The sequence below is a fragment of the Streptomyces sp. NBC_01445 genome (assembly GCF_035918235.1).
Taxonomy (GTDB): Bacteria; Actinomycetota; Actinomycetes; order Streptomycetales; family Streptomycetaceae; genus Streptomyces.
Genome location: NZ_CP109485.1, coordinates 1,765,917 through 1,787,962 on the forward strand (window position 1 = coordinate 1,765,917; position 22,046 = coordinate 1,787,962).

Below are 22,046 nucleotides of genomic sequence, written 5' to 3' on the forward strand. Positions count from 1 at the left end.
ACCGGGCCCGGCACGATCCCTGTCCCACCGCCGGCGCGCCTGGTCCTCAGGCAGGGCGCTTGGCCATGATGACCAGGCCAGGCCCGCTTTGCTCATCTGCGGGGAGCCGAAGTTCGGCGACCGGGCACAGGCCGGCTTGCTCGATCAGGTCCACGAGCTGTTCCGGCCGCCATTTGTGCGTGGTCCAACGAACGGGGACCCCTCCGTAGGCCTCGGTGCGCACCGCGTCTTCGTCGCCGACGTGTGTTGCGGTGATGAAGTGGCCGCCTGGCTTCAGGGCGCGCGCGAACAGGGCGAGGACCTGAGGAAGGACGTCGCGAGGGAGGTTGAACAGTGACCACCACCCGAGTACGCCGCCAAGAGACGCTTCTTCAAGGTCGAGGTCGGTGGCAGAGGCGACGCTGAAGCGGCATTGCGGATGAAGACGGCGGGCGTTTTCGATCATGCGGGGCGAGAGGTCGACTCCGGACACGTCGAGTCCGCGTTCGGCGAGGTAGGCGGTCACCGTGCCTGGTCCGCAGCCGACATCGAGCACGGGCCCGAGCTCGCTCACGGTGTCGGCGAAGGCGTCGATCGACGCCTTGAGCCATGGATGGCTACGGATGTCACCGACTCCCGTCGTCACCACCATGTGGGCGTAGTTGTCAGCCACCCGGTCATAGGACTCACGGACCACGTCGAGATCGGCTGGGCGGTCAGTATGGCGTGCGCGCATCAGCCAACCATAGGGCGGCCTGCGGTGCCGGAGACCGCTCAACGGTCATCCGGCACACACCCCGGTAACGCCGCCGCGCGCTGCTCAGCCGAACGGACGGTCCCCGGCGATCGCCACGCGTTCCGCGACCCGGGGGTACGGCGCGTAGTCGTTGACGGCGTAGTGCTGGGTCGCGCGGTTGTCCCAGAAGGCGACGTCGCCCGCCTGCCAGCGGAACCGCACCTGGAACTCCGGGACGTGGGCCTGCTGGAAGAGCAGCCGGAGCAGGCGATCGCTCTCCGGGCGCTCGAGGCCGATGATCCGGGTGGTGAAGGAGGTGTTGACGAACAGCATCCGGCGTCCGGTCTCCGGGTGTCGACGCACCACGGGGTGCTGGACCGGCGGCAACTGCTCCTGGAACGGGGCCAGTTGTTCCGGCGCGTAGAAACGCGCGAAGCCCGGCAGGAAGTCGTGGACGGCACTCGCGCCGTCGATCCGCTCGCGCACCTCGACCGGCAGGTTGTCGTAGGCGGCCGCCATGTCCGCCCACATCGTGTCGCCACCCATCGGCGGCACCTCCCGCAGCTGCAACACGGCACCCAGGGCCGGGCGTTCACGGAAGGTGACGTCCGTGTGCCAGACGTTCTCGTAGGTGGGAACGGCACCGGCCGACTTGTCGAAGCGGACCACGTCGTCGGCGTCACCGGGAGCAAGCAGCGGATTGGTCTCCAACTCACCCCAGTTACGCGCGAATTGGCGCTGCGCGTCGGAGGTCAGGTGCTGGCCACGGAAGAAGAGCACCTTCCATTCGAGGAGCGCGCGGTTCAGTTCCTCGCGCACCGCGCAGGACACGGGCCGCGAGAGGTCGAGGCCGCGGATCTCCGCTCCGATGACGCGGCCCTGCGGAACGAGTTCGAACCGCTCGTACGGCCGCTCCCGCACACCGTCCGGCAGGCGATTCAGGATGCGGCTGCCCTCGTACAAGCCGTCGGCGGGGATGCGGTGGTCGCGCAGGGCTGATGCGGGGGCAACGTCATGGGTGAGCGACATGGCGAACTCCTTGGAAGCTCAACAGGGGGCCGGCGGCGGACGGCGCGATGCGACGTTTCCGGGAACCGGTACGGGAAAGCTCAGGCCCGAATACGGAGGCCTACGGCGGATTCAGCGACAGGAAGACGCCGGGGGCGAACCCACCCGGCCGCGGCGGCGCAGAAAGCCGTACCCGCGGGGCGCGCACTCACCGCGGGGGCCGCTGTGCTGCGGCTCATCCTCACGGAAGTTCGAGTGCGTGTGCATGTCGGCCACCCTAACGCAGAGACCTGCGGGCCGACACCAGGCCTCCCTACTGCGGAGATCCGCGCAACGGAAGCGGAGGGGTGCGACGTGCTGGTGGCGACGGCTCAGGACGGCCCTGCCCCCGAGGCCCGCGAACGAGCGACCGCCGCAGCCGGCGCGTTCCACAGCGACGGGGCGGGTGCTACAGACCCAGGTCGCGGGCGACGATCTCCTTCATGATCTCCGTGGTGCCTCCGTAGATGGTGGTGATACGCGAGTCGAGGTAGTCGTGTGCGATGCGGTATTCGAGCATGTAGCCGTAAGCGCCGTGCAGTTGCAGGCAGCGCCCGACGATGTCGACGTAATGCTCCGTGGCCCAGAACTTCGCCGACGCGGCTTCTACGGCGCTCAGTTCGCCGCGGGAGTGCCTGGAGAGCAGTTCGTCGATGTAGGTGCGGCCCACACGGGCGGTGGTGACCATGTCGGCCAGTTGGAAACGGGTGTTCTGGAAGGAGCCGACGGTCCGGCCGAACGCCTTGCGCTCCCGGACGTACTCCACGGTCCGCTCCAGCACGCCCTCGATGGAAGCCACGGCGTTGGCCGCGATCGAGATGCGCTCCTGGGGAAGGTTGCGCATCAGCGCTGTGAAGCCGGAGCCCTCCTCCCCGAGCAGGTTGGCGGCCGGCACGCGGACGTCCTGGAAGAACAACTCGCTGGTGTCCTGCGCGTGCAGGCCGATCTTCTCCAGGTTGCGACCACGCGAAAAGCCGGGCCGATCGGCCTCGATGACCAGCAGGCTGATCCCGCCGTGGCGGTCCGCGCCGGTCCGTACGGCGGTGACGACCAGGTCGGCGTTCTGACCGTTGGAGATGAAGACCTTGCTTCCGTTGACCACATAGTCGTCGCCGTCGCGGACAGCGGAGGTGGCGATGCCGGCCAGGTCGCTCCCGGTTCCGGGCTCGGTCATCGCGACCGCGACGATGAGCGTCCCGGCAGCAATGCCCGGCAGCCAGCGGGCCTTCTGCTCGTCATCGGTCAAGCCGGTGAAGTAGGGCACGACGATGTCGTTGGACAGCCCTACTCCGGCGAGGCCGTCCGACGCGGGATGGCGGGAGAACTCCTCGCCGATCAGCGCGTTGAAGCGGAAGTCGGTGACCCCACCGCCGCCGTACTCCTCCGGGATGTTGAAGCCGAGGATTCCGGCCCGGGCGGCCTCCTGGAAGAGTTCGCGGTCGACCTTGCCCTCGGCCCGCCACCGCTCGGCGTGCGGCGTGGCGTGCTTGTCGACGAACGCACGAACCGTCTCGCGCAGGAGTTCGTGGTCATCCTCGTAGAGCGACCGTTCAGCGAAGATCGCACTTGTCATCGGGACTCCGATCTGGACTGATCTCGTACATACGGCAGGAGATGAGCAAGAGGGACGCGGAGGGGGAACGCCCGGCATGGTGCGCGCACGGCCGACATGTCGCCGCTCAGCGCACACGCAGCCGACGCAGGAGGCCCAGCTGTCCGTTGGTGCGGCGGACAAAACTCTCGACGGAGCTCTTCACGGAGGTCTCCGCAGAGCTCTCCACGGCCTGCGCCGGTCCGAGCGGCAGGAGCCGCTGCGTGGCGACCGTCTGGCTCTCGGTGTACTTGCGGATTCCCTCGGCCCCGTGGCGCCTGCCGAGTCCGCTGTCGCCCATGCCGCCCATCCCTGCCTCGATGCTGCCGGCCGCCGCGGCGGCACCGTCGTTGATGTTGACCGACCCGGCGCGGATCCGCACCGCCATCCGGCCGGCTTCGCGGGAGTCCTTCGACCAGATCGACGCCGACAGTCCGTAGGTTCCTTGGTTGGCCAGGCCCACCGCTTCGCTGTCCGTGCCGTAGACGTAGAGCGAGAGCACCGGACCGAACGTCTCCTCGTCGCACACGGCCATCTCGGGTGTGACGCCTTCGAGGACGGTCGGTTCGTAGAAGAGCGGGCCGATGTCGGGACGGGCCCGGCCACCCGCGAGTACGGTCGCCCCCTCGGCCACCGCGCCGTCGACGTGTGCCTCGACAGCCGCGAGCTGCGCCGCCGACGTCAGTGACCCGATGTCCACCGAGTAGTCGTAGGACCGCCCGAGCCGAAGCGCCCGCGTCGCCCGGACGAGCTCGGCGCGGAAGGTTTCGTAGACCTTCTCGTGCACATAGACGCGTTCGATGTGGATGCACATCTGCCCGGTGTTGGCGAAGGCCGCCACCACCGTGCCGGCCGCCGCGGCGGCCACGTCCGCGTCCTCCCGCACGATCAGCGGGTTCTTGCCGCCGAGTTCGAGAGAGGCCCCGACCAGTCGCCGCGCGGCACGTTCCGCGACGGTGCGTCCTGTGGCGGTCGACCCGGTGAAGCAGACGAAGTCGACGGCGTCGACCAGGGCGGCCCCCACCGCGGCCCCGGGACCGGCCACGATCTGCCAGAGACCGGTCGGCAGCCCGGCCTCCGCCATCAGGGCACGAGTCCACAGCATGGTCAGCGCGGTCTGGGAATCCGCCTTGGAGATCACGGCGTTGCCGGCCATCAGGGCCGGCAGCACATCGCCGACACCGAGGTAGAGGGGGTAGTTCCACGGAGAGATGACGCCGACGACCCCCTTCGGCACCCGCACCTCCTTGACCTTCGTCAGGCCGGGCACCATCCCGCGCACGTGGTGGGGGGCCAGGTAGTGCCGGGCACGCCGTGCGTAGTGTCTGGCGATCGCCGCGACCTGGGCCACCTCCTGCCAGGCGTGGTACCGCGCCTTGCCCGTCTCCCACTGGATCAGGTCGATCACCTGGTCCTGCCGTTCCAACAGCAGGTCGTGGAAGGCGAGTACCACATCGCCGCGGCGCCTCAGCGGCGTCCCCGCCCACTCCGGCTGGTCCGCCCGGGCACCGGCCACCGCCGCCGCGACGTCCTCCGGGGCGCACGCGGGAACGGCCGCGATCGGCGCAAGGTCGAACGGTGCGACCGCGGTCACGGGCTCGGCACTGTCGCGCCCGAGACGCGACTTGTCCCGGCGCACCCACGCGCACCACTGCGCAATCAACTCGTCCGTCACCCACGTGGGCCGAGAACTCTTCGGCACAGGGCTGGAAGGCACGGGACTGTCGGGCGCTGGGCTGTCGGGCGCGGGGATCTGGTCCTGCTCCGTGGTCATGCGGGCTCCTCGGTCGTACGGGACTGGCTCGAGCCGGAATGCCGTGGCCCTGCCTCCGGCTCGCCCTGTGCGGATCCGGCGGGCCGGGGCCCGAGCCGACGGCGGCTCGTCGGTCACGTCGATGCCCTTGTCGACGGCAGCGCACCTCGCTATGTTAATCAGAAATCACATCCTGGAACAAGCTTTGAACCGTGCCGGCATCACCAACTCACCTCCATGCAAGGCGAGATGCGCCGCACGTCCTACCAGGAAAGCGAGCAAGTCAATGCCAAATCTCAGCCGCAGAAGAGTCCTGTCCCTCGGTGCCGCGCTGGGCCTCGTGAGCGCGACGAGCACCACCAACGCGTGGGCGTGGTCGCCGACGGGCTCGGTCGCCGGAACCGGCAGGGGCACCGACCCGGAATACGTGTGGGACGACGAGGTGGACCAGCTGGTGGCCTCGCTCTTCGACAACGGTCAGGTTCCGGCGGTCAACACCGCGATGGCGTCATGGGTGAACAACAACGACCCGCTGCCCAGCGGCCTGCCGGCCGACCTCACCGGATACCTGCAGAGGGTCAACAAGCTGCCCTCCTGGGCGGATTCCGGCAAGCTGGCTCGCGCCGCCGACTTCAACCGGCGCAAGGACACGTACCTCTTCATGCTCTACGGGCTCGGCAGCGGGATCATGAGCACCGTGATCCCGCGGGAGGCCAGGAGCGTCTACTGGTCCGCAGGCGGCGCCAACATGAAGGACCGCGCGGCCAAGACGTTCACGTTCGGCTACGACCTGGCCCAGCTGAAGGGCTTCGAGCCGACGGGCCAGTTCGTGGTCACCGCCAACAAGACCCGTGTGGTGCACGCCGCGGTGCGCCACCTGCTGCCGCAGTCACCCCATTGGACTGCGGTCACGGACGAGCGCATCCCGATCAGCAACGCCGACATCCTGGTCACCTTCCACAGCCTGGGCACCTTCGTGCGCAGGAAGCTGCTCGAGTGGAAGGTCCCGTTCTCGGCCGAGGACCAGGATGCCTTCCTGCACAGCTGGCAGGTCGCCCTGCACCTGCTCGGCGTGCGGGACGAGTACATCCCCAAGTCGTGGGCCGACGCGGAAGCGCAGTCGGGGCAGGTACTCACACCGATCCTCGCCCCGACGACCGAGGGCATCGAACTGGCCGAGGATCTGCTCGGGTTGACCGCGCAGGTCGACCTGGGCGTCACGCGCGGATTCCTCAACGAGTTCGTACGCTACGTCCTCAGCAACGAGATCGGCGACTGGCTGGGGCTGAAGCGCGACTACGCCTCGGCGGCACTGATCCGCACCGCGTGGCCGGCCTTCATCCTGTTCCGTGAGGGGCTGTCACCCGTCGCGCCCGGCGCCTTCTACGTGTTCGACCAGTTCGTGCGCGCCTTGGCCATGGCGTTCCTGAACAACGGCTCCTCGGGGACGACCACCCCCATCGTGATCCCGACGGGGAACAGGCCGACATCCTGAGTACCCGGACCGACCTCGCGCAGGCCCGTCCCACGGCACACCTGCCACAGGACGGGCATCTGCTCGCTCTCCGCCGAGAAACCCAGGCTCTGCCCAGACACCCAGGGCTCTGCCCAGACACCCAGGTCTGCTCAGACACCCAGGTCTGCTCAGACACCCAGGTCTGCTCAGAGACCCAGGTCTGCTCAGAGACCCAGGTCTGCTCAGAGACCCAGGTCTGCTCAGACGCCATCCGCTTTCCGAACGTGATCGTCTAGTTCGGGAACGTGGGCATGAACTCCCTTCCGTGGCGGGAGAGATGGGCGTGGTTCGTCCGCTCGCCTGGCTTGTGGAGGTCGCTGGTGGCGTCAGTGCTTGGTCTGTTGGAGGCCAGGGAGAAGAGGGTCCGGGAGGAGATCGCGCGGTTGCGGGAGGAGTCCGAGCGGGTGCAGGCCGCACTCGGTGAGGCGGAACGCGATCTTCAGCGGCTGGTGGATGCCCGGGTGACAGTGACCGAGGTGCTGGCCGGGCCGCCTTCGGTGGTCACGGAGCCGATGGGAAGCGCGGTGGCGGGTTCGACGGTGCCCCGGCGGGAGACGGGCATGGCGGCGACAGCCCTTGCGCCGGACTACCAGCGGATCCTGTCGGTGCTGGAGTCTGAAGCGGGCCGGGAGGGCATGCGCTGCCAGCAACTGGCCGTCGCGCTGGGACTGGAGGCCATCCCAGCGAAGGTCGAGGGACTGCGATCGAAGGCGAAACGCCTGGTGGAACGGGGGTGGGCACTCCAGGTGCGGCCGGGAGTGTTCACCGCTCCCGCGGTGCCGGCCCTCTGAAGCCGGCCGGGCGGCGTCCGGCCAGGCGACCGCTCATGAGCATGGTCATCGACCACAGCACCATGGCTTCGTGCATGGCCGGCAGTGTTTCGTAGTCGCGCACCAGGCGACGCGAGCGCATCAGCCAGCTCAGCGTCCGCTCCACCACCCACCTGCGCGGCAGCACCACGAACCCCGCCGTGTCATCGGAGCGTTTGACGACCTGAAGGGTGAGCCGGGCCTCTTCACGGGCCCAGTCGACGAGCCGGCCGGCATAGCCGCCGTCCGCCCACACCAGTCGGACGGAGAAGTACTGCCGTCGCAGGCGCTGAAGCAGCGGGACGGCGGCATCGCGGTCTTGCACGCTTGCCGCGGTCACCGCGACGGCCAGGACCAGGCCGAGGCAGTCCACCGTCAGATGCCGTTTGCGGCCTCCCACCTTCTTGCCGCCGTCCCAGCCGGAGGTCGAGCGCGGGATGTTCACCGCTGCCCGCACGGACTGGGAGTCCACGATCGCGGCCGTCGGGTCCGGCAGACGGCCTTCCTTCTCCCGGACGCGGTCGCGCAGTCGGTCGTGGAGTTCGGCGAGCAGACCCGTGACCTGCCAGCGGCGGGCGAAGGCATGCACACGGCGATACGGCGGGAAGTCCGCGGGCAGGTTGGCCCACTTGACGCCGTTGTCCACGACATAGCGCACCGCGTCGAGCATCACGCGGTGGCAATAGCCCTCCGGCCGCCCGCCCCGCCCCTCCAGCCAGGGCGGAACCGGAAGCAACGGCCGCACCACCCGCCACTCCGCCTCCGTCATGTCGGAGCCATAACTCGGGGTCCTGTCCGGCCCGTCCGCCGCGTTGCCGAACCTGTGCGCGAGACAGTCACACGACGGTGGCAGCGAGTTGGACTCCACGCAGGCGGACGCGAAAGACTGCGGCAACAGGGCCTCCTGGTACTCGGTTGGGATCGCACCCCCGAACTACCAAGAGGCCCTGCTGTCATGCGTCGGCCCTCACTCGATCACTCGATCAGGAACCCTGTTCGACCAGCCCAGCCTCGTGATCGATAAGCGGATGGCGTCTCAGAGACCCAGGTCTGCTCAGAGACCCAGGGCGCCCGCGACCAGGCTGGTCACGGCGGCCCGGTGGTCCGGGCTGTCCTGCCATCTCAGTCTCCGCCCGGCCTCGACCACCACGCCGAACCCGGCGTGCACCAGCACCCGGGCCTGACGCGGGTCCAGCTCCGGACGCGCCAGTCGCAACTGCTGCTCCCAGACGGCGATGTACTCACGCTGCGCAAGGACCAAGGGGCGCTGCAGGTCGGCCGGCAGACCGACGAGCTCGGCTTCGGCAACGCTCGTGAGAGCGGTGTACTCGAAGCTGTAGGCCACGTACGTCGCCGCCAGCGCCACGACGGCGTCATGCGGATCGGTCACCTCCTGCAGACACCGGTCCACCGCCTGCGCCAGCAGCCCCGCAGCCTGCAGGCATGCCGCGGCCAGGATGTCGACCTTGCCCGGGTAGTGACGGTAGAGCGCGGACGGGGCCAGCCCCACCGCCTGCGCGATCTGACCGTTCGTGACGTTGGCGAACCCGTCCCGGGCGAACAGCGGGACGGCGGCCGCGAGGATCTCCGCACGCCGTGAGCGCGCCACCGGCAGGGCCGGCAACTCGACGGAGCTCTTGCCCCTTATGGCCGGTACGGGGTCGGTCGCGATCACGCGCAGGGCGCACGCCAACAGCAGTTCCTCGAGCCGACGTTGAGCAATGGAGGTGCGATGCATCGTGATGGACCCGATCGCGCCGAGAGCCGCCACAACCCGCAGCTGCTCGTCGGACAGCGGACCCTCGCGCCGCACCGCCTCGGTGACCCGCCCGACGACGTGCCCGAACTTCGCCCTGAGAAGTCTGCGATCGTCACGGTCGAGATACCTGGCCTCCCATCGGTACACACCGCCCGACGCGCGATGCGCGACGGTGACCCGGATGAGGGCGGTGAGTACGTCTGCCGGGGCCGCCTCGGACGGCATCTCGTCGAGCGCGCCGACGAGTCGGTCCACCATGACATGCGCGCACTCGGCGAACAGTGCGTACTTGTTCGGGAAGTGCCGGTACAAGGCCGTGGCGGTGATGCCCACACCGGCGGCGATCTCCTCCATGGACGCCGCGTGGTAGCCGCGCTCACTGAAGAGCCGGCCGGCCGCCTCGACGATGAGCTGTCTGCGGTTGCGGGGGCGAGTGGCCGCGGTCGGCTCGGCGGTCATGAACGCACACACGAATGCGGAGACGGGGCCATACGGCCCAGTCAATCACACGTCGAGCAAGCCCCGGGGCCACCCGCGTGCGGACCGCGCGACCAGCGGGTCCCAGACGCCACTCGCGTGATTCTCCATTAACAAAATGCGTCACGACGCTTCTCCAACAGCGACATTGAACGGCACAATGCCGCAGCGACCACCGATCGATACGCCCCCTTACGCCCCTGAGGAGTCGCCCATGTCGACCGACACGGCGCCCGCCTGGTCCTTCCGGCACCACTGGATGTCCCAGGCCGCCACCCACGCGATGACGCGACCCGACAAGCCCGCGCTGCGCCATCTCGGGGTGACCACGACCTGGGCACAGTTGTCGCGACGGTCGCTGCAACTGGCCGCCGCGCTCGCCGACCGAGGCGTCGCCGCGGGTGACCGCGTGGCCCTGCTCACGCTGAACCATCCATGGTTCGTGGAAAGCGTGTTCGCGGCGAACAGCCTGGGGGCCATGGCCGTGCCGCTCAACTTCCGGCTCGCGCCTCCGGAACTCGACCACATCCTGACCGACTGCACTCCTTCAGTGATCGTCGTCGACGCACGGCTCCTGCCGCTGCTCCGGTCCGTACCGAGCACCGCGTCGATCGGCACGGTCGTGGTCATCGGCGAATCGAGCGAGGCCGAGGCCGAAGACGGCATCGCGTACGAGGACTTCCTGTCGGCGTACGAGCCGATGGAACTGCCCGACATCAGTGAGGAGTCGACCGCGCTGATCATGTACACCTCGGGCACCACCGGCCGGCCGAAGGGGGTGATGCTGTCCCACCGCAACATGCAGGTACAGGCGATCACGTGCATCCGTGCGATGGAGATATTCGACGACTCCGATGTGGGCTTCCTGACGGCGCCCTTCTTCCACATCGCGGGGCTGGGTTCGATGGTGGCGAACTTCGTGGTCGGCAGCACGGTCGTGATCCATCCGCTGGGGGCCTTCGACCCGCAGGCGGTGCTCGACGCCTATGAACGCGAAGGCGCCACCGTCGTGTTCAACGTTCCGCAGCAGTGGGACCTGCTTTGCGCCCAGCCCGAGATCGACAAGCGTGACCTGAAGCTGCGGATCGTCAGCTGGGGGGCCGCCCCCGCGAGCGACGCGACCCTGCGCGCCATGGGCGAGAAGTTCCCCGGCGCACTCAACGTGGCAGTGTTCGGCCAGACCGAGACCTCGCCCATCACCTGCGTGCTCCGTGGGGAGGACTCCCTGCGCAAGCTCGGCTCGGTCGGCCGGCCGATCCCGAGCATCCAGTACCGCGTCGTCGACGCGGACATGAATGACGTCGGCGTGGGCGAGGTCGGTGAGATCGTCTACCGCGGGCCCACGCTGACGCAGGGGTACTGGAAGAAACCGCAGGAGACCGCGGAGGCCTTCGAAGGCGGATGGTTCCACTCCGGTGACCTGGTCAAGCAGGACGACGAAGGCTTCGTCTGGGTCGTCGACCGCAAGAAGGACATGATCATCAGCGGCGGCGAGAACATCTACTGCGCCGAACTGGAGAACGCCGTCGCCACGCACCCTTGCGTACGGGAGGTCGCGGTGATCGGCAGGGCCGACGAGCGCTGGGGACAGGTGCCGGTCGCCTACGTCACCGTCACCCCGGGAGCCGACCTCTCGCTGCGTGAACTGACGGGGTTCCTCGAAGGAAAGCTCGCGTCTTTCAAGAGGCCCAAGGACCTCGTGCTGGTCACCGAGCTTCCCCGCAACGCAGGCGGCAAGGTGGTCAAGTCCTTGCTCCGCACCCAGGACGCAGCACGCGTTCCAGGCCAGGATGAGGGGTGACTCCGGCGATGGGGTGCGGATCGTCGATCACAGCCGTCCGGCAATGCTCCGCGACGACCAGCAACTCGTACTCGGTCCGTCGCCCTGCTCCGCGGCATCACCACAGAAGAGGCCGACGTCAGTGGCGGTGATCGATTTCGCGTGACGTGACCTCACCGGCAGGCGGCGGCCACCACCTGCGGCGCATGCCTCCGCTCCCAGGGAACGCACTTCCCGCGCACGTTGGGCGCATCGGGATGCCGCAGAGCGAACCGCCCCCGTCCGCTCCGGACCGTCACCCTCCCCAACAGCGTCCTCTCCGTTCACGGGTGATCACTCCCAGGCCGTCCCACGCACAACGCGGAACGGCGACCGCCCGGCCCGCGCCGCGGCAAGCGCCTCCTCGACCGGCGGCCCGGACGCATCCCAGTTGCTCGCCGACCAGCCGTCCCCCGTACACACGATCTCTCGCCCCTGCCCGGCGTCGACCTGCACGAACGTGCCGGTGACCACGGCGGCCACTACTTCGTCCACCACCTCGAGCAGGTCGGCGGAACCGCTGTCACAGGCATCGCAGCCACAGTCCGGAAGTTGCTCGAGACTCACCGCGGGCTCCCCCGCCCCCACCACGAGAACCGTCCTGGGAACCTTGTCGATGGCCGAGAACCCGAAGACGAGAGGTACGGCGTGTGCGCGCACCGGGTGCAGCCGGACAGCGTCGCTCACCCCCACGTCCGGCGCCCGCCGCCAGATCGCCGCCGGGTCCGCAACCGTCTCCACCTCGGCAAGCCCGAGCCGGGACAACGCCCGTGTCCAGGCCTCGGCCCGGGCAGCGAGCACGAGGTACTTCGCCGGCTCCAGACACCGTGAATACTCCTCGTCCCGCACTTCGCCACCCGGATGCGGATCGGGCCAGGGAGGGGTGTCCACCCCAGTAACGGCGAACTCCTCGTCGACAGCCCGGCAAAGCCCCACAAGATCCATACCGGCAACCCTACGGCGCGGAGCCGGGACGGCCTTCGCCACCGGACTGAGGTACATCGACAGCGGCGGCGCTGCACTGCGAATGACCCCAGTTACCTACGCACGGGGGGATGACGCGAGTGATCTCGGACTCGACAGCGGCGATGCGGTCGGCCGGCGGGCCCAGCGCGGCGACCGCGCGGACGACGGGGTCGCCGTCCGCGCCGCCGAGCGGGCGGGCGCGGACGTGGGCAGCCTTCAACTCCGCCCAGTGTTCGGCCTGCTGGGGCGTGAGGCTGCCGCGCAGTTCGGCGAACCTGAGCAGGCTTGCCTCGGCGCTCGCGGTGAGCATCCGGGCCCGGGCCGCGTAGTGGTCGTCGAGGCCTGGGCAGAGTTCGAGGGCTGCGGCTTCGGGGAGGTCGTCATCCCCTCTCCCGAGGAGGCGGCATACGAGGACAGCCAGGCCTCGGCGAGGGAGCGGCGGGTGGCGGGGTCGGTCACACCGGCGAGGTCGGCCTCGTAGGCCGACCTCGCCACAGCGCGACGGAACTTGTCGAGGAGCGTACGGGTGGCGGCCGACGTGACGAAGCCGTCGGGCGGGCGCAGGTCAGCTCCGCGAAGACGTAGTCGGCGGCCGGGGCGTCGCCTATGCGGGCCGCGAGTTCGGCGCACCAGTCGGCGATGGCCGGGGCCAGGCCGACGGGGTCGCGTGCGCGGGCGAGCGAGACGGCGCGGCGGGTCCACTGCTCGCGCTCGTCCCCACGCGACCTGTGTACCCCGTGCGCATGATGACGCCGAATCACGTCACAGCGGCTGAGCAGGCCAGTCGAGGAGCCGGGCGCCAATGACCGCAGTCTGCAGCGTGTAGCGGTGGACGGGGTCGGCGGGGTCGGCTCCGGTGAGTTTGTGGATGCGTTCGAGGCGGTACGTCATGGCGCGCACGCTGAGCGACAAGCGGCGGGCTGCCTCGGCAGCGACACAGCCCGAGTCGAAGTAGACGGCAAGAGTCTCGATGAGCGGTCCGGCGCCCCCACGCGCCTTGCGGAGCGGACCGAGCGTCGTCGTGACCAGGTCTGCCATGGCCTGCCGGTCGCGGGTGAGGACCGGATAGACGAGGAGGTCGGCCGAGCGCAGGACGGGGACGTCGAACTCCAGCCGCTCGGCCAGCTCGAGGGCGCCCAGTGCCTCCTCGTACGACTGGACGACGCCGCCGGGACCCGGCTGGGCGCGGCCGATGGCGACACGACCGCCGTCCGTGGCCGCGTACGCCTGCTTCGCGAAGAACGCCAGCACCTCGTCCTGGTCGCCCGGCGCGATGCAGATCAACCGGCCGTCCTTGGTGGTCAGAAGGATGCTCCGGTCACCGAACCGGGAGATCAGCGCCCGCTCCACATCCCGCGGCACGGCATCACCCGCGTCGTACGCGACCTCGCCCTGCGCCACCGCCACGGCGTGCGCGTACGAGAGCCGCAGCCCGAAGCGTTCCGCGCGCTGGGCGAGCAATCCCAGATCACTGCGGCCGTACAGCAGGTCGTCGATGAACTCCCGGCGAGCCGCCTCCTCTTGGCGCACGGCCATGCGCTGGGCGCGCTCGTAGCCCTCGGCGAAGGCGTCGACGGCCTGTTCCAGCGCGCCGAGCACGCTGTCCAACGTGACACCGCCACCCACGTGCGTACGGGCGAACGTCAGATGCGCGCCGACCAGGGCACGCAGTCCCAGGCCGGCCTCCGCCGCCCGCTCTCCCAGATCACGCCGCGAGGCGAGTTCGTCGCGGTTCAGTCGGCGCCCGGTCGCACCGGCGTCGGCAAGCATGGCGGCGAAACCGTCGAGGTACTCCTCCGGTATGGCCTGCCCGCGCTCGGTCATACATTGTCCCCGTGTTCCTGCCGACGTCCTGACGCCTTTCTAGCGCACAGTTGATGTCTGCTTGACGGTGGGGGTAAGGCTGGTTGCCGGACTCCGGAAATCCCGACCGGACAGAGGTGAGGTTGCCACCTACCGTGAACACCGGTCTCACCAGCCCGACGCTCCTCGCGTGTCACCGGGGCGAGGCGGACAGCGGGAGGGGAAGGTACGGCCGTCGGCGCCGCCCACTCTCCACTGACCGCACGATCGTCCACTTAATCGGTACACTGATTCCCTATCGCGCACCGCGAGCACCTGGGACAGGTAGGAACAGCCATGGCAGCGACACACATCGACGGACGGGTCGCCCGCGGGAATCAGACCCGTCAGCTGGTCCTCAAGCGCGCCATGCAGGTCGCATCCGTCGAAGGCCTGGAGGGCCTCTCCCTCGGCCGGCTCGCGGGCGAGCTCAAGCTCAGCAAGAGCGGCGTGTTCGCTCTGTTCGGCTCCAAGGAGGACCTCCAGCTCGCCACGGTGCGTGCGGCGATCAAGGTCTATCTGGAGCATGTGGTCCAGCCCGCCCGTGAACTCCCGCCGGGGATCAACCGGCTGTGGCGCGTGTGCACCAGCTGGCTCACCTACTCGCGCGAGCGCGTCTTCCCCGGCGGCTGCTTCTTCTACTCGACGTCGGCGGAGTACGACGCCCGCGCGGGCAAGGTGCACGACACCCTCGCCGCGGCCCGCACCAACTGGTCCACGTATCTGGAGCAGACCATCGTCGAAGCTCAGCAGACAGAGGAGATCGCGGAGGACATCGATGTCCCCCAGCTCGCCTTCGAACTGGTTGCGCTCCTGGAGATGGCCAACGCCGAGTCCGTCCTGCACGACGAGTTCACCAGCTACGACAAGGCAGCCACGGCCATCCTGAACCGGCTGCGCGGCGCGGCCACCGACCCTTCACTGCTGCCCGGGACCATCGACGGCCAGTGAGCAGTACGGAGATGCGCGTGCCGGCCGGGGCGTCGCGAAAGGCGCCGACACCTGCGGCCCGACCCACCCCTCCGCAGCGATCCGCGCCCCCTCTGACCTGCGCACCATCCCTCTACTGCGTCGACATCTCCATACCGTCACCGGCCAGGTGAATCAAAGATCTGGACATCGCCGAGCGGGATCACGGGGCCTCGTCGCTCCTCGATGACAAGGGCGCCCAGGTGTACTGGACGCGCACGCCGTGGTCGTGGAGCCAGGCGGTCTCGCGGTGCCGGAGTTCGTGCGCGGACTCCGGGGCGATGGCGCTGGGCCAGCGGACAAGTACCGCGGTGACGTGGCCTGTCTGTGCCAGCTGTCGCACACGCCGCCACCCTCTGCGCTGGGCCGGGTCGGGCTCACCGTACGTGTCGGTGACGACCTCGGCGATCGCCAGCCCGCGCTCCTGGGCGAACGCCTGGCCTTCCGTCTGCGCGCACTGCGTGGCTGCCCCGGGCGCGCCCCGGGCTCGGTCGGCGCATACGTACAGGACGACAGGAGGAGCGGATTCGCTGTGGGGGGTCATGGGCGCCTTCTGTAGGTGGATCGAGGAGAAGGGGTTCCTCGCCGCGTGAAGGGGACGTAGCGGGGCCGTGCGGTGCCGGCTGCGGTCTCTGCCGTTGGACGGGGGAACTGGTCTGGTGCGCAGCAGGCCGGGCCTGGCCACGCTGCATCCGGGCTGTCCCTGCCGGGGCGGGCGCCACATTCGGCACCGGCCGGTGCCCATGGCGTCAGGAGTGAGCCGTCAACTCTGCCCAGACGACCTTGCCTTCGGCCCGCGTCGAGCGTGCGGAGCCCCAGCGGTCCGCGAGTTGCTGGACGAGGAACAGGCCTCGCCCGTTCTCCTCGCCGGGGCCGGCGTGGTGCTCGGGCGGGCGGACCGGGGTGCGGCCGTCGTCGTGGAGTTCGATGCGCAGGCACCGCTCGTCGCTGGTCAGCGTGAGGCCACACAGGACATGACCGCTGTCGGTGTGGAGTACAGCGTTCGTGGTCAGCTCGGAGACCAGCAGCACCGCGTCGCAGCATGTGTCGCCGGGCACCTTCCAGGCACGGAGCCGGTCGCGCACGGTGTCGCGGGCGGATCTCGCGCTGGTGCGCAGGGCGGGCAGGCCGAACCAGTACTCCCGACGAGGCACGGTCGTGGCTAAGGCGGGGGCCGAGGCCGGAGGTGAGGACGTGGGCAGAGTCACGGATGTCGCCTTCCAGTGCCTTCCCGGGGGCAGGCGCGGTGTGGGGATGCGGGCTGCAGCTCGAGGGGTGAGAGGCGGGTGCCGAGACAGGCGCCCTGGGGTGGGGTGCCCACGGCGGCATCAGCATCACGTGTCCCGTCCGGGCCGGATGCTGCGTCAGAGCTGTGACTTGACCACTCACATGCCAACTATGCGCGTGATCGCTATCACGCTGCAACCGACTCTCTGATAATTTCAGCAGCGCGAGTATCACCCTGGCGTCGTCTTCAAGTCACTGTCAGAATGGTGATGTTGATGAACCATCAGGAGGTTGGGCGTGAGTGAGGCCCGTTCCAGCACCAGCGCACCGACAGTCCTGCGCATGATCCTCGGCCGTCGGCTGCAGGACATGCGGCTCGGCGCCGGTGCCTCGCTGGAGGACGCGGCAAAAGCACTGCGCGTGAAGACCCTGACGATCCGCCGGCTGGAAAAGGCCGAGGTCGCGCTGAAGCCTCTCTACGTGGAGAAGCTCCTGGAGACCTTCGGCGCGGACCGCCAGGAGATCGACGAGTTCGTCGACCTGGCCGAGCGGGCCAACGAGCCCGGCTGGTGGCACTCCTATCGTGACGCCGTCCCCAGCTGGTTCACCGCCTACGTCAGCCTGGAGACCGACGCCAAGACCCTGCGCACCTATGAACCCCAGTACGTCACCGGCCTTCTGCAGACTCCCGACTACGCCCGCGCCGTGCTGCGCGGCGGGTTGCCGAACGGCAGCGAGGAGGAGCTCGCGCGCCGCGTGGAGCTGCGGCTGCGCCGCCAGAGCCTGCTGGAGGGGGAGGACGCCCCCACGTTGTGGGTGGTCATGGAGGAAGCCGTCCTGCACCGGACGGTGGGCAGCCCTGACGTGATGCGGGAGCAGATCGAGCGGCTCCTGGAGGTGTCCGAGCTCGAGCACATCAGCATCGACATCGTCCCGTTCGCCGCTGGTGCCCATGTCGGGGCGTGCGCCCCCTTCACCTATTTCCGGTTCGAGGAACCCGAGCTGCCGGACATCGTCTACAGCGAACTCCTGTCCGCCTCCGTCTATCTGGACCAGCGCGCGGACGTCGTCGCGCATCTCGAGGCGCATTCCCGAATGGCGTTGCTGACGTCGTCGGAGGACAGCAGGGCGCTCTTGAACCGCATGCGCAAGGAGTACTCATGACGATCATCAACGAGGGCGTGTACAACGGGATGCCGGCCCACAATCTCGGGGAGCACGGCTGGGAGCGCCCGTGGAGCGGGCCGAACGGCGGTCAGTGCGTGGAGGCGAAGCAGCTCGCCGACGGCCGCGTGGCCGTACGGCAGTCGACCGACCCGGCCGGGCCGGCGCTGATCTACACGCCGGAGGAGATCGCCGCGTTCGTCCGCGGGGTCAAAGAGGGCCTGGCCGATCACTTGGCCGCCGGGTGAACCGGCGGCGGGCAGTAGGAAGGACGACGACACCGGTCCCGTCCTTGGCCTGCGGGCCGACAGACACACACCTGAAGGGGAGAACATGACCACCAGGCAGGCCGGCCGGGACCTCGACACGAGCAAGGCGCACTCGGCCCGGATGTACGACTACTTCCTCGGCGGCAAGGACCACTTCGAGATCGACAAGGAGGCGGCCCTCGTGGCCGCCCAGGCCCACCCCGGCATCTACGTGACCGCCCGCGAGAACCGGGCGTTCATGCACCGGGCCACCCGTGTGCTGGCGCAGGAGCACGGCATCCGCCAGTGGCTGGACATCGGCACGGGCGTCCCGACCGAGCCCAACCTGCACCAGGTCGCCCAGTCCGTCGCGCTCGATGCCCGCGTCGTGTACGCCGACAACGATCCCCTCGTCCTCAAGTACGCCGAACGCCTCATGCGCAGCACGACGCAGGGACGCACGGCCTACATCGAGGCCGACGTCACCGACCCCGATGCGTTGATGAGCGCCGTGGAAGCCTCGGAGGTCCTGGACTTCGACCAGCCCATCGCCCTCTCCCTCAACGCGCTGATGCACTTCATCACCGACCCGCACGACCCGTACGCCATCATCCGCCGGCTGCTCGACCCGCTCCCGGCGGGCAGCGCCCTCGCCATGAACCACTGCACGCCCGACTTCGACCCCGACACCTGGAACAAGGTCGCGGAGGTCTACACCAAGTCCGGGTCTCCGGTGCAGTTCCGTTCGCACAACGACGTCCGCCGATTCTTCGACGGGCTCGACCTGATCGAACCCGGCATCATCTGCTGCCACCGCTGGCGGCCCGCCGGTCCCGCCGACGGGACGGAGCCCGCGGACGCCGAGATCAGCCTGTTGGCGGGCGTGGGCATCAAGCGCTGACCTGGGTCAGGCCGACAGCCCGGTCGGCTGGGCACCTGTCTCCGCAGGGCAGTTGACCAGGGGGAGCCGGCCATCCCACCGCCGCCGGTGGCGACGCCCCCGACCGGCTTGGGCGCGCGGAAGGGGGGCTCGTCCTGTCGGCAGGTCGTTCCGGCCGGCGGGAGCGTGCCGTCGACGAGGTACCGGCTCTCGTACGCCTTCACGCAGCTGCTGGGGTTGATCAGCGCGGTGTGACCGTATCCCTCGTGGGTGAGCAGGCGGGCGTCGGCCAATTCCCCGGCCATCGCCTGCGCGTCCGCGTAGGGAGTCCCGGGGTCGTACCTGGTGCCGACCACCAGGACCGGGTGTGCCGTAGGTCTGTTCCACGGGCCGCGGTAGCGGTCGGCCGCGACGGCCGGCCAGGAGATACACGCCGCGGTGGACCAGGTCCAGAAGCGCCCGGCGTCGCCCGCGCGGCCGGCGGCGGCCTCTTCCATGGCGGGGTAGACGGCGGGGTCACGCGGATTGGGGCTGTCGCCGCAGAGCACCGCACCCGCCTGTTCCTCGCCGACGTACGGATTCGGATGCGGGACCATCGGCGGGGGCGGGAGCGGGGACGCCTTGGCGACGCGGCCCTGCCAGAGGTCCCGCAGCCTGCCGGCGAGGTCCGTCCAGCCCGGGTGGACCACGTAGAGGCTGCTCATCACGTCGGCGACCGTGCGGCCGTAGGTCCACTCACCCACGGGATGCGCCCGCAGCCGCCGCATCAGCTGGTCGAACCTGTCCCGGGTCGCTTTCGGGCTGCCGGCGGAGAAGGCGCAGCCCGCGGTGTCCGTGGATCCGCACAGGGTGAGGAACCGCTCCAGGACCGCTGCCGCGGCGCGGTCCAAGCCCATGCGCAGGAACGTGGTCAGCCGAGGGTCCGCGTCGGAGGCGTGGTTCGTCCAGGCCTGCGGATCGATGTCGCTGTCGAGGACCATGGCACGGACCCTGCCGGGGAACAAGTTGGCGTAGGTGGCGCCCAGGATCGTGCCGTAGGAGATTCCGAGGTAGGTGAGTTGCGCATCGCCCACCGCCTGGCGCAGCCCGTCGAGGTCGCGAGCGGTGTCGGTGGTCGACACATGACGCAGCAGCTCGGGGTCACGCCGCTCACAGCGCCGGGCCAGGTCCTCGTACGCGGCGATCACAGCCGCTCGCTGCTGTGCGCCCACCGGGACGCCGGCCGGTTTGCCCGCGTTCCACGCGGCGGCCTCCTCGGGAGTCGCAAAGCAGTTCACCGCGGTGCTGCTGCCGATCCCGCGGGGGTCCCAGCTGACGATGTCGAACCGCTCCCGCACCTCGCGCGGGAAGAACTCGTAGTCCTGTGGCATCTGGACTGTGCCTGGTCCCCCGGGTCCGCCAGGGTTGAAGAGCAGGGTGCCGATGCGTCGACCGGGGTCGGTCGCCTTCCGTTTGATGACTGCCAGTTCGATGGTGCGACGACCTGGGTCGTTGTAGTCCAGCGGCACCTTCGCGGTCGCGCAGTCGAACGGGCTGCCTTGAACGCAGGGTCTCCAGTCCAGCTTCGGGGCTGGCACCGAGGGTTCGGGCAGGCCTCCGGCCGCGGCGAGGATCTGCCCGGTCAGAACCGTCGAGCCGGCCATCAACGCGGCGATGACCGCGGCACAAACCCGACGGCCCGCTATCGGTCCAGATATGTGCATGCCTTGTCCTTCCACGGCTGAGGGCCGGACGTCCTTCCGCACTGGACGTCGGCACGCATCTGTGTCAACGGGACCGCGGCCCGGCAACGCGCGCAAGCCGACCGCGGCCACATGGCCGAACCACCGTCACCGTGCCGCCGGCGACGAGGCCGGTAGCACCCGGCCGGCTCCTGACCTTCCGCCGCCGCAGGGGCGACTCGAGTGGCTTCCCAAGTAACTGGCGCGGTAGCCGGCCATCGCGGCTTCGGTGCCGAGCACCGCGGCCGGCACCAGCTTCGCCGCTGTCCAGAACAGTGCCGCCCGCCGGTCGATCAGAGCAGGGCCCAACTCCCGTACTTCGCGGGGGTACTGACGCTTCGCAAGGCACCACTCAAGGCACCATTCGATGACAGTCGAAAAGGCGCATTTGGCCTATCTGGGCACAATCAATGCCGATAACACACATTCCTTATGGTTTCATCTCGCCATGGAGGAGATCAGATGATGACTGGAGACAAACAGGCGGCCACGTCTCGGCGACGCGTGCTGACCGCTGCCGCACTGGCACCGGTGCTGGCCGGGGCGGGGCCGGCCAGCGCTCGCGCGATGCCCGACGGGGCGCTGGTCAAGCCGTTGACCACCACCGAGTCGGACTGGGCGGCCGTAGCGAAAGCACTGGGCCGCAGCGGCAACCTGCTGCGCGGGACGACGTACCACACCCCGTTCCCACGCGACGATCTCCGCGTCGTCGTCGAGGGCAACGTCGTCATCACACCGGAGCTCGCACTGGGTGCGCACGTGGCCTTCGTCCGCTACGCCGACGGCAGCACGATGTGCATGGGCGATGTGGCGGTCACCGAGAGGGAACTGCAGCGGGTGATCGACGCCTGGCAGGCGAACGGAATCACGCAGACCGCGCTCCACAAGCATCTGCCCACCCATCGCCCCGACATCTGGTGGGTCCACGTCCACGGACACGGCCATGACGAACTGGCCCTGGCGCACGGCCTGCGCGCGGGATTCGACCGCACCGGCATCCCGCCGGCAACACCGTCCGCCCCGCCGAGCCCCGTCGACCTGGACACTGCCGCAATCGACGCTGCGCTGGGAGCCAAGGGTTCCAGCGACGGCGTGGTCTACAAGGCCGTCTTCGCCCGCCGAGAGACAATCTGCGACGGCCATCTGGTACTGCCCTCCGGTCTGGGCGCGACCAGCGCGTTCATCTTCCAGCCGCTGGGAAACGGCAGGGCAGCGCTCAGCGGCGACTGCGTCATGCTCGCCGAGGAGGTCCAGAACGTACTGGGAGCCTTGCGGCGGGGCAGGATCAAGCTCGTCGAGCTGCACAACCACCACTTGACGGAGAGCCCCCGCCTGTTCTTCACCCATTTCTGGGCCGTGGGCGACGCCGTCGAGCTCGCCAAAGCGCTGCGCCCCGCAGTGGATGCCACCAACGTGGTGCCGACCAGCGGAGTATGACGAGCAGACGGCCGATTGCTGCCTCCACACGCACGGCACCCCCGCGGCCGCTGACTCTCGCGATCCGCGACCGGGGAGTGGGTCTTGCACCAGTCTTGCACCAGGA

The 22,046-nt window shown here is 69.2% G+C and carries 19 protein-coding genes and 1 pseudogene; 9 read left to right on the forward strand and 11 right to left on the reverse strand.

Features of this window, described 5'->3' with window-relative positions; genetic code table 11:
• Positions 1-46 precede the first annotated feature (46 nt).
• The 4 genes from OG574_RS08235 to OG574_RS08250 form a co-directional block, all read right to left on the reverse strand.
• Positions 47-715 (reverse strand): class I SAM-dependent methyltransferase, encoded by a 669-nt coding sequence (locus OG574_RS08235; protein WP_326772582.1) that lies wholly within the window; start codon positions 713-715, stop codon positions 47-49.
• 84 nt (positions 716-799) lie between these two features.
• On the reverse strand, positions 800-1,744 hold the full coding sequence (locus tag OG574_RS08240; protein WP_326772583.1) for a TauD/TfdA dioxygenase family protein: 945 nt from the start codon (positions 1,742-1,744) through the stop codon (positions 800-802).
• A 427-nt stretch (positions 1,745-2,171) separates the two neighbouring features.
• A complete protein-coding gene (locus tag OG574_RS08245) occupies positions 2,172-3,335 on the reverse strand; it encodes an acyl-CoA dehydrogenase family protein (RefSeq protein ID WP_326772584.1) in 1,164 nt (387 codons plus the stop codon).
• A gap of 106 nt (positions 3,336-3,441) precedes the next feature.
• Positions 3,442-5,127, reverse strand: a complete 1,686-nt coding sequence (locus OG574_RS08250) for a succinic semialdehyde dehydrogenase (RefSeq protein ID WP_326772585.1) — start codon at positions 5,125-5,127, stop codon at positions 3,442-3,444.
• Positions 5,128-5,392: 265 nt separating this feature from the next.
• Between OG574_RS08250 and OG574_RS08255 the strand changes: the two genes are divergently transcribed.
• Positions 5,393-6,601, forward strand: a complete 1,209-nt coding sequence (locus tag OG574_RS08255) for an oxygenase MpaB family protein (RefSeq protein ID WP_326772586.1) — start codon at positions 5,393-5,395, stop codon at positions 6,599-6,601.
• Between the two features lie 425 nt (positions 6,602-7,026).
• A complete protein-coding gene (locus tag OG574_RS08260) occupies positions 7,027-7,413 on the forward strand; it encodes a hypothetical protein (RefSeq protein ID WP_326772587.1) in 387 nt (128 codons plus the stop codon).
• Here the strand turns inward: OG574_RS08260 and OG574_RS08265 are convergent.
• Both OG574_RS08265 and OG574_RS08270 read right to left on the reverse strand, forming a co-directional pair.
• Positions 7,385-8,200 carry an IS5 family transposase gene (locus tag OG574_RS08265; RefSeq protein ID WP_326772588.1) on the reverse strand — a complete coding sequence of 272 codons (816 nt, stop codon included), beginning with the start codon at positions 8,198-8,200 and terminating at the stop codon, positions 7,385-7,387. The two genes, OG574_RS08260 and OG574_RS08265, sit on opposite strands and share 29 nt — an antisense overlap.
• 285 nt (positions 8,201-8,485) lie before the next feature.
• Positions 8,486-9,649: a TetR/AcrR family transcriptional regulator gene (locus tag OG574_RS08270; RefSeq protein ID WP_326772589.1), complete on the reverse strand. Its 1,164-nt coding sequence runs from the start codon at positions 9,647-9,649 to the stop codon at positions 8,486-8,488.
• A gap of 232 nt (positions 9,650-9,881) precedes the next feature.
• Here OG574_RS08270 and OG574_RS08275 point away from each other — a divergent pair, with 232 nt between their 5' ends.
• Complete coding sequence (locus OG574_RS08275) at positions 9,882-11,468, forward strand: long-chain-fatty-acid--CoA ligase (RefSeq protein ID WP_326772590.1); 1,587 nt, start codon at positions 9,882-9,884, stop codon at positions 11,466-11,468.
• 312 nt (positions 11,469-11,780) lie between these two features.
• On the opposite strand, the gene OG574_RS08280 is transcribed toward OG574_RS08275, so the two are convergent.
• Positions 11,781-12,473 (reverse strand): DUF6226 family protein, encoded by a 693-nt coding sequence (locus OG574_RS08280; protein WP_326772591.1) that lies wholly within the window; start codon positions 12,471-12,473, stop codon positions 11,781-11,783.
• Positions 12,474-12,513: 40 nt separating this feature from the next.
• Between OG574_RS08280 and OG574_RS52685 the strand changes: the two genes are divergently transcribed.
• Positions 12,514-12,933 (forward strand): hypothetical protein, encoded by a 420-nt coding sequence (locus tag OG574_RS52685; protein WP_442816798.1) that lies wholly within the window; start codon positions 12,514-12,516, stop codon positions 12,931-12,933.
• A 281-nt stretch (positions 12,934-13,214) separates the two neighbouring features.
• Here OG574_RS52685 and OG574_RS08290 read toward each other — a convergent pair whose 3' ends face one another.
• Positions 13,215-14,276, reverse strand: coding sequence for a PucR family transcriptional regulator (locus tag OG574_RS08290; protein WP_326772592.1), 1,062 nt, complete (start codon positions 14,274-14,276; stop codon positions 13,215-13,217).
• 315 nt (positions 14,277-14,591) lie between these two features.
• Between OG574_RS08290 and OG574_RS08295 the strand changes: the two genes are divergently transcribed.
• Positions 14,592-15,245 carry a TetR/AcrR family transcriptional regulator gene (locus tag OG574_RS08295; RefSeq protein ID WP_326772593.1) on the forward strand — a complete coding sequence of 218 codons (654 nt, stop codon included), beginning with the start codon at positions 14,592-14,594 and terminating at the stop codon, positions 15,243-15,245.
• 181 nt (positions 15,246-15,426) lie between these two features.
• Here the strand turns inward: OG574_RS08295 and OG574_RS08300 are convergent, their stop codons facing one another.
• On the reverse strand, positions 15,427-15,807 hold the full coding sequence (locus OG574_RS08300; protein WP_326772594.1) for a hypothetical protein: 381 nt from the start codon (positions 15,805-15,807) through the stop codon (positions 15,427-15,429).
• A gap of 205 nt (positions 15,808-16,012) precedes the next feature.
• Positions 16,013-16,471: an ATP-binding protein gene (locus tag OG574_RS08305; protein WP_326772595.1), complete on the reverse strand. Its 459-nt coding sequence runs from the start codon at positions 16,469-16,471 to the stop codon at positions 16,013-16,015.
• A 316-nt stretch (positions 16,472-16,787) separates the two neighbouring features.
• Here OG574_RS08305 and OG574_RS08310 point away from each other — a divergent pair, with 316 nt between their 5' ends.
• The 3 genes from OG574_RS08310 to OG574_RS08320 all read left to right on the forward strand — a co-directional run bounded on the left by OG574_RS08310 (position 16,788) and on the right by OG574_RS08320 (position 18,803).
• The gene (locus OG574_RS08310; protein WP_326772596.1) at positions 16,788-17,654 is read left to right on the forward strand and encodes a helix-turn-helix domain-containing protein; all 867 of its coding nucleotides are present in this window, start codon (positions 16,788-16,790) and stop codon (positions 17,652-17,654) included.
• Positions 17,651-17,902: a DUF397 domain-containing protein gene (locus OG574_RS08315; protein ID WP_326772597.1), complete on the forward strand. Its 252-nt coding sequence runs from the start codon at positions 17,651-17,653 to the stop codon at positions 17,900-17,902. Before OG574_RS08310 ends, OG574_RS08315 begins: the two co-directional genes overlap by 4 nt.
• A gap of 85 nt (positions 17,903-17,987) precedes the next feature.
• Entirely contained in the window at positions 17,988-18,803 is an 816-nt protein-coding gene (locus tag OG574_RS08320) for an SAM-dependent methyltransferase (RefSeq protein ID WP_326772598.1), read from the forward strand.
• Positions 18,804-18,955: 152 nt separating this feature from the next.
• Here OG574_RS08320 and OG574_RS08325 read toward each other — a convergent pair.
• Positions 18,956-20,485 (reverse strand): annotated as a pseudogene (locus tag OG574_RS08325) (alpha/beta hydrolase); the annotation flags it as partial.
• A gap of 480 nt (positions 20,486-20,965) precedes the next feature.
• Here OG574_RS08325 and OG574_RS08330 point away from each other — a divergent pair.
• The gene (locus tag OG574_RS08330; protein WP_326772599.1) at positions 20,966-21,940 is read left to right on the forward strand and encodes a DUF1259 domain-containing protein; all 975 of its coding nucleotides are present in this window, start codon (positions 20,966-20,968) and stop codon (positions 21,938-21,940) included.
• The last annotated feature ends 106 nt before the right edge of the window (positions 21,941-22,046 follow it).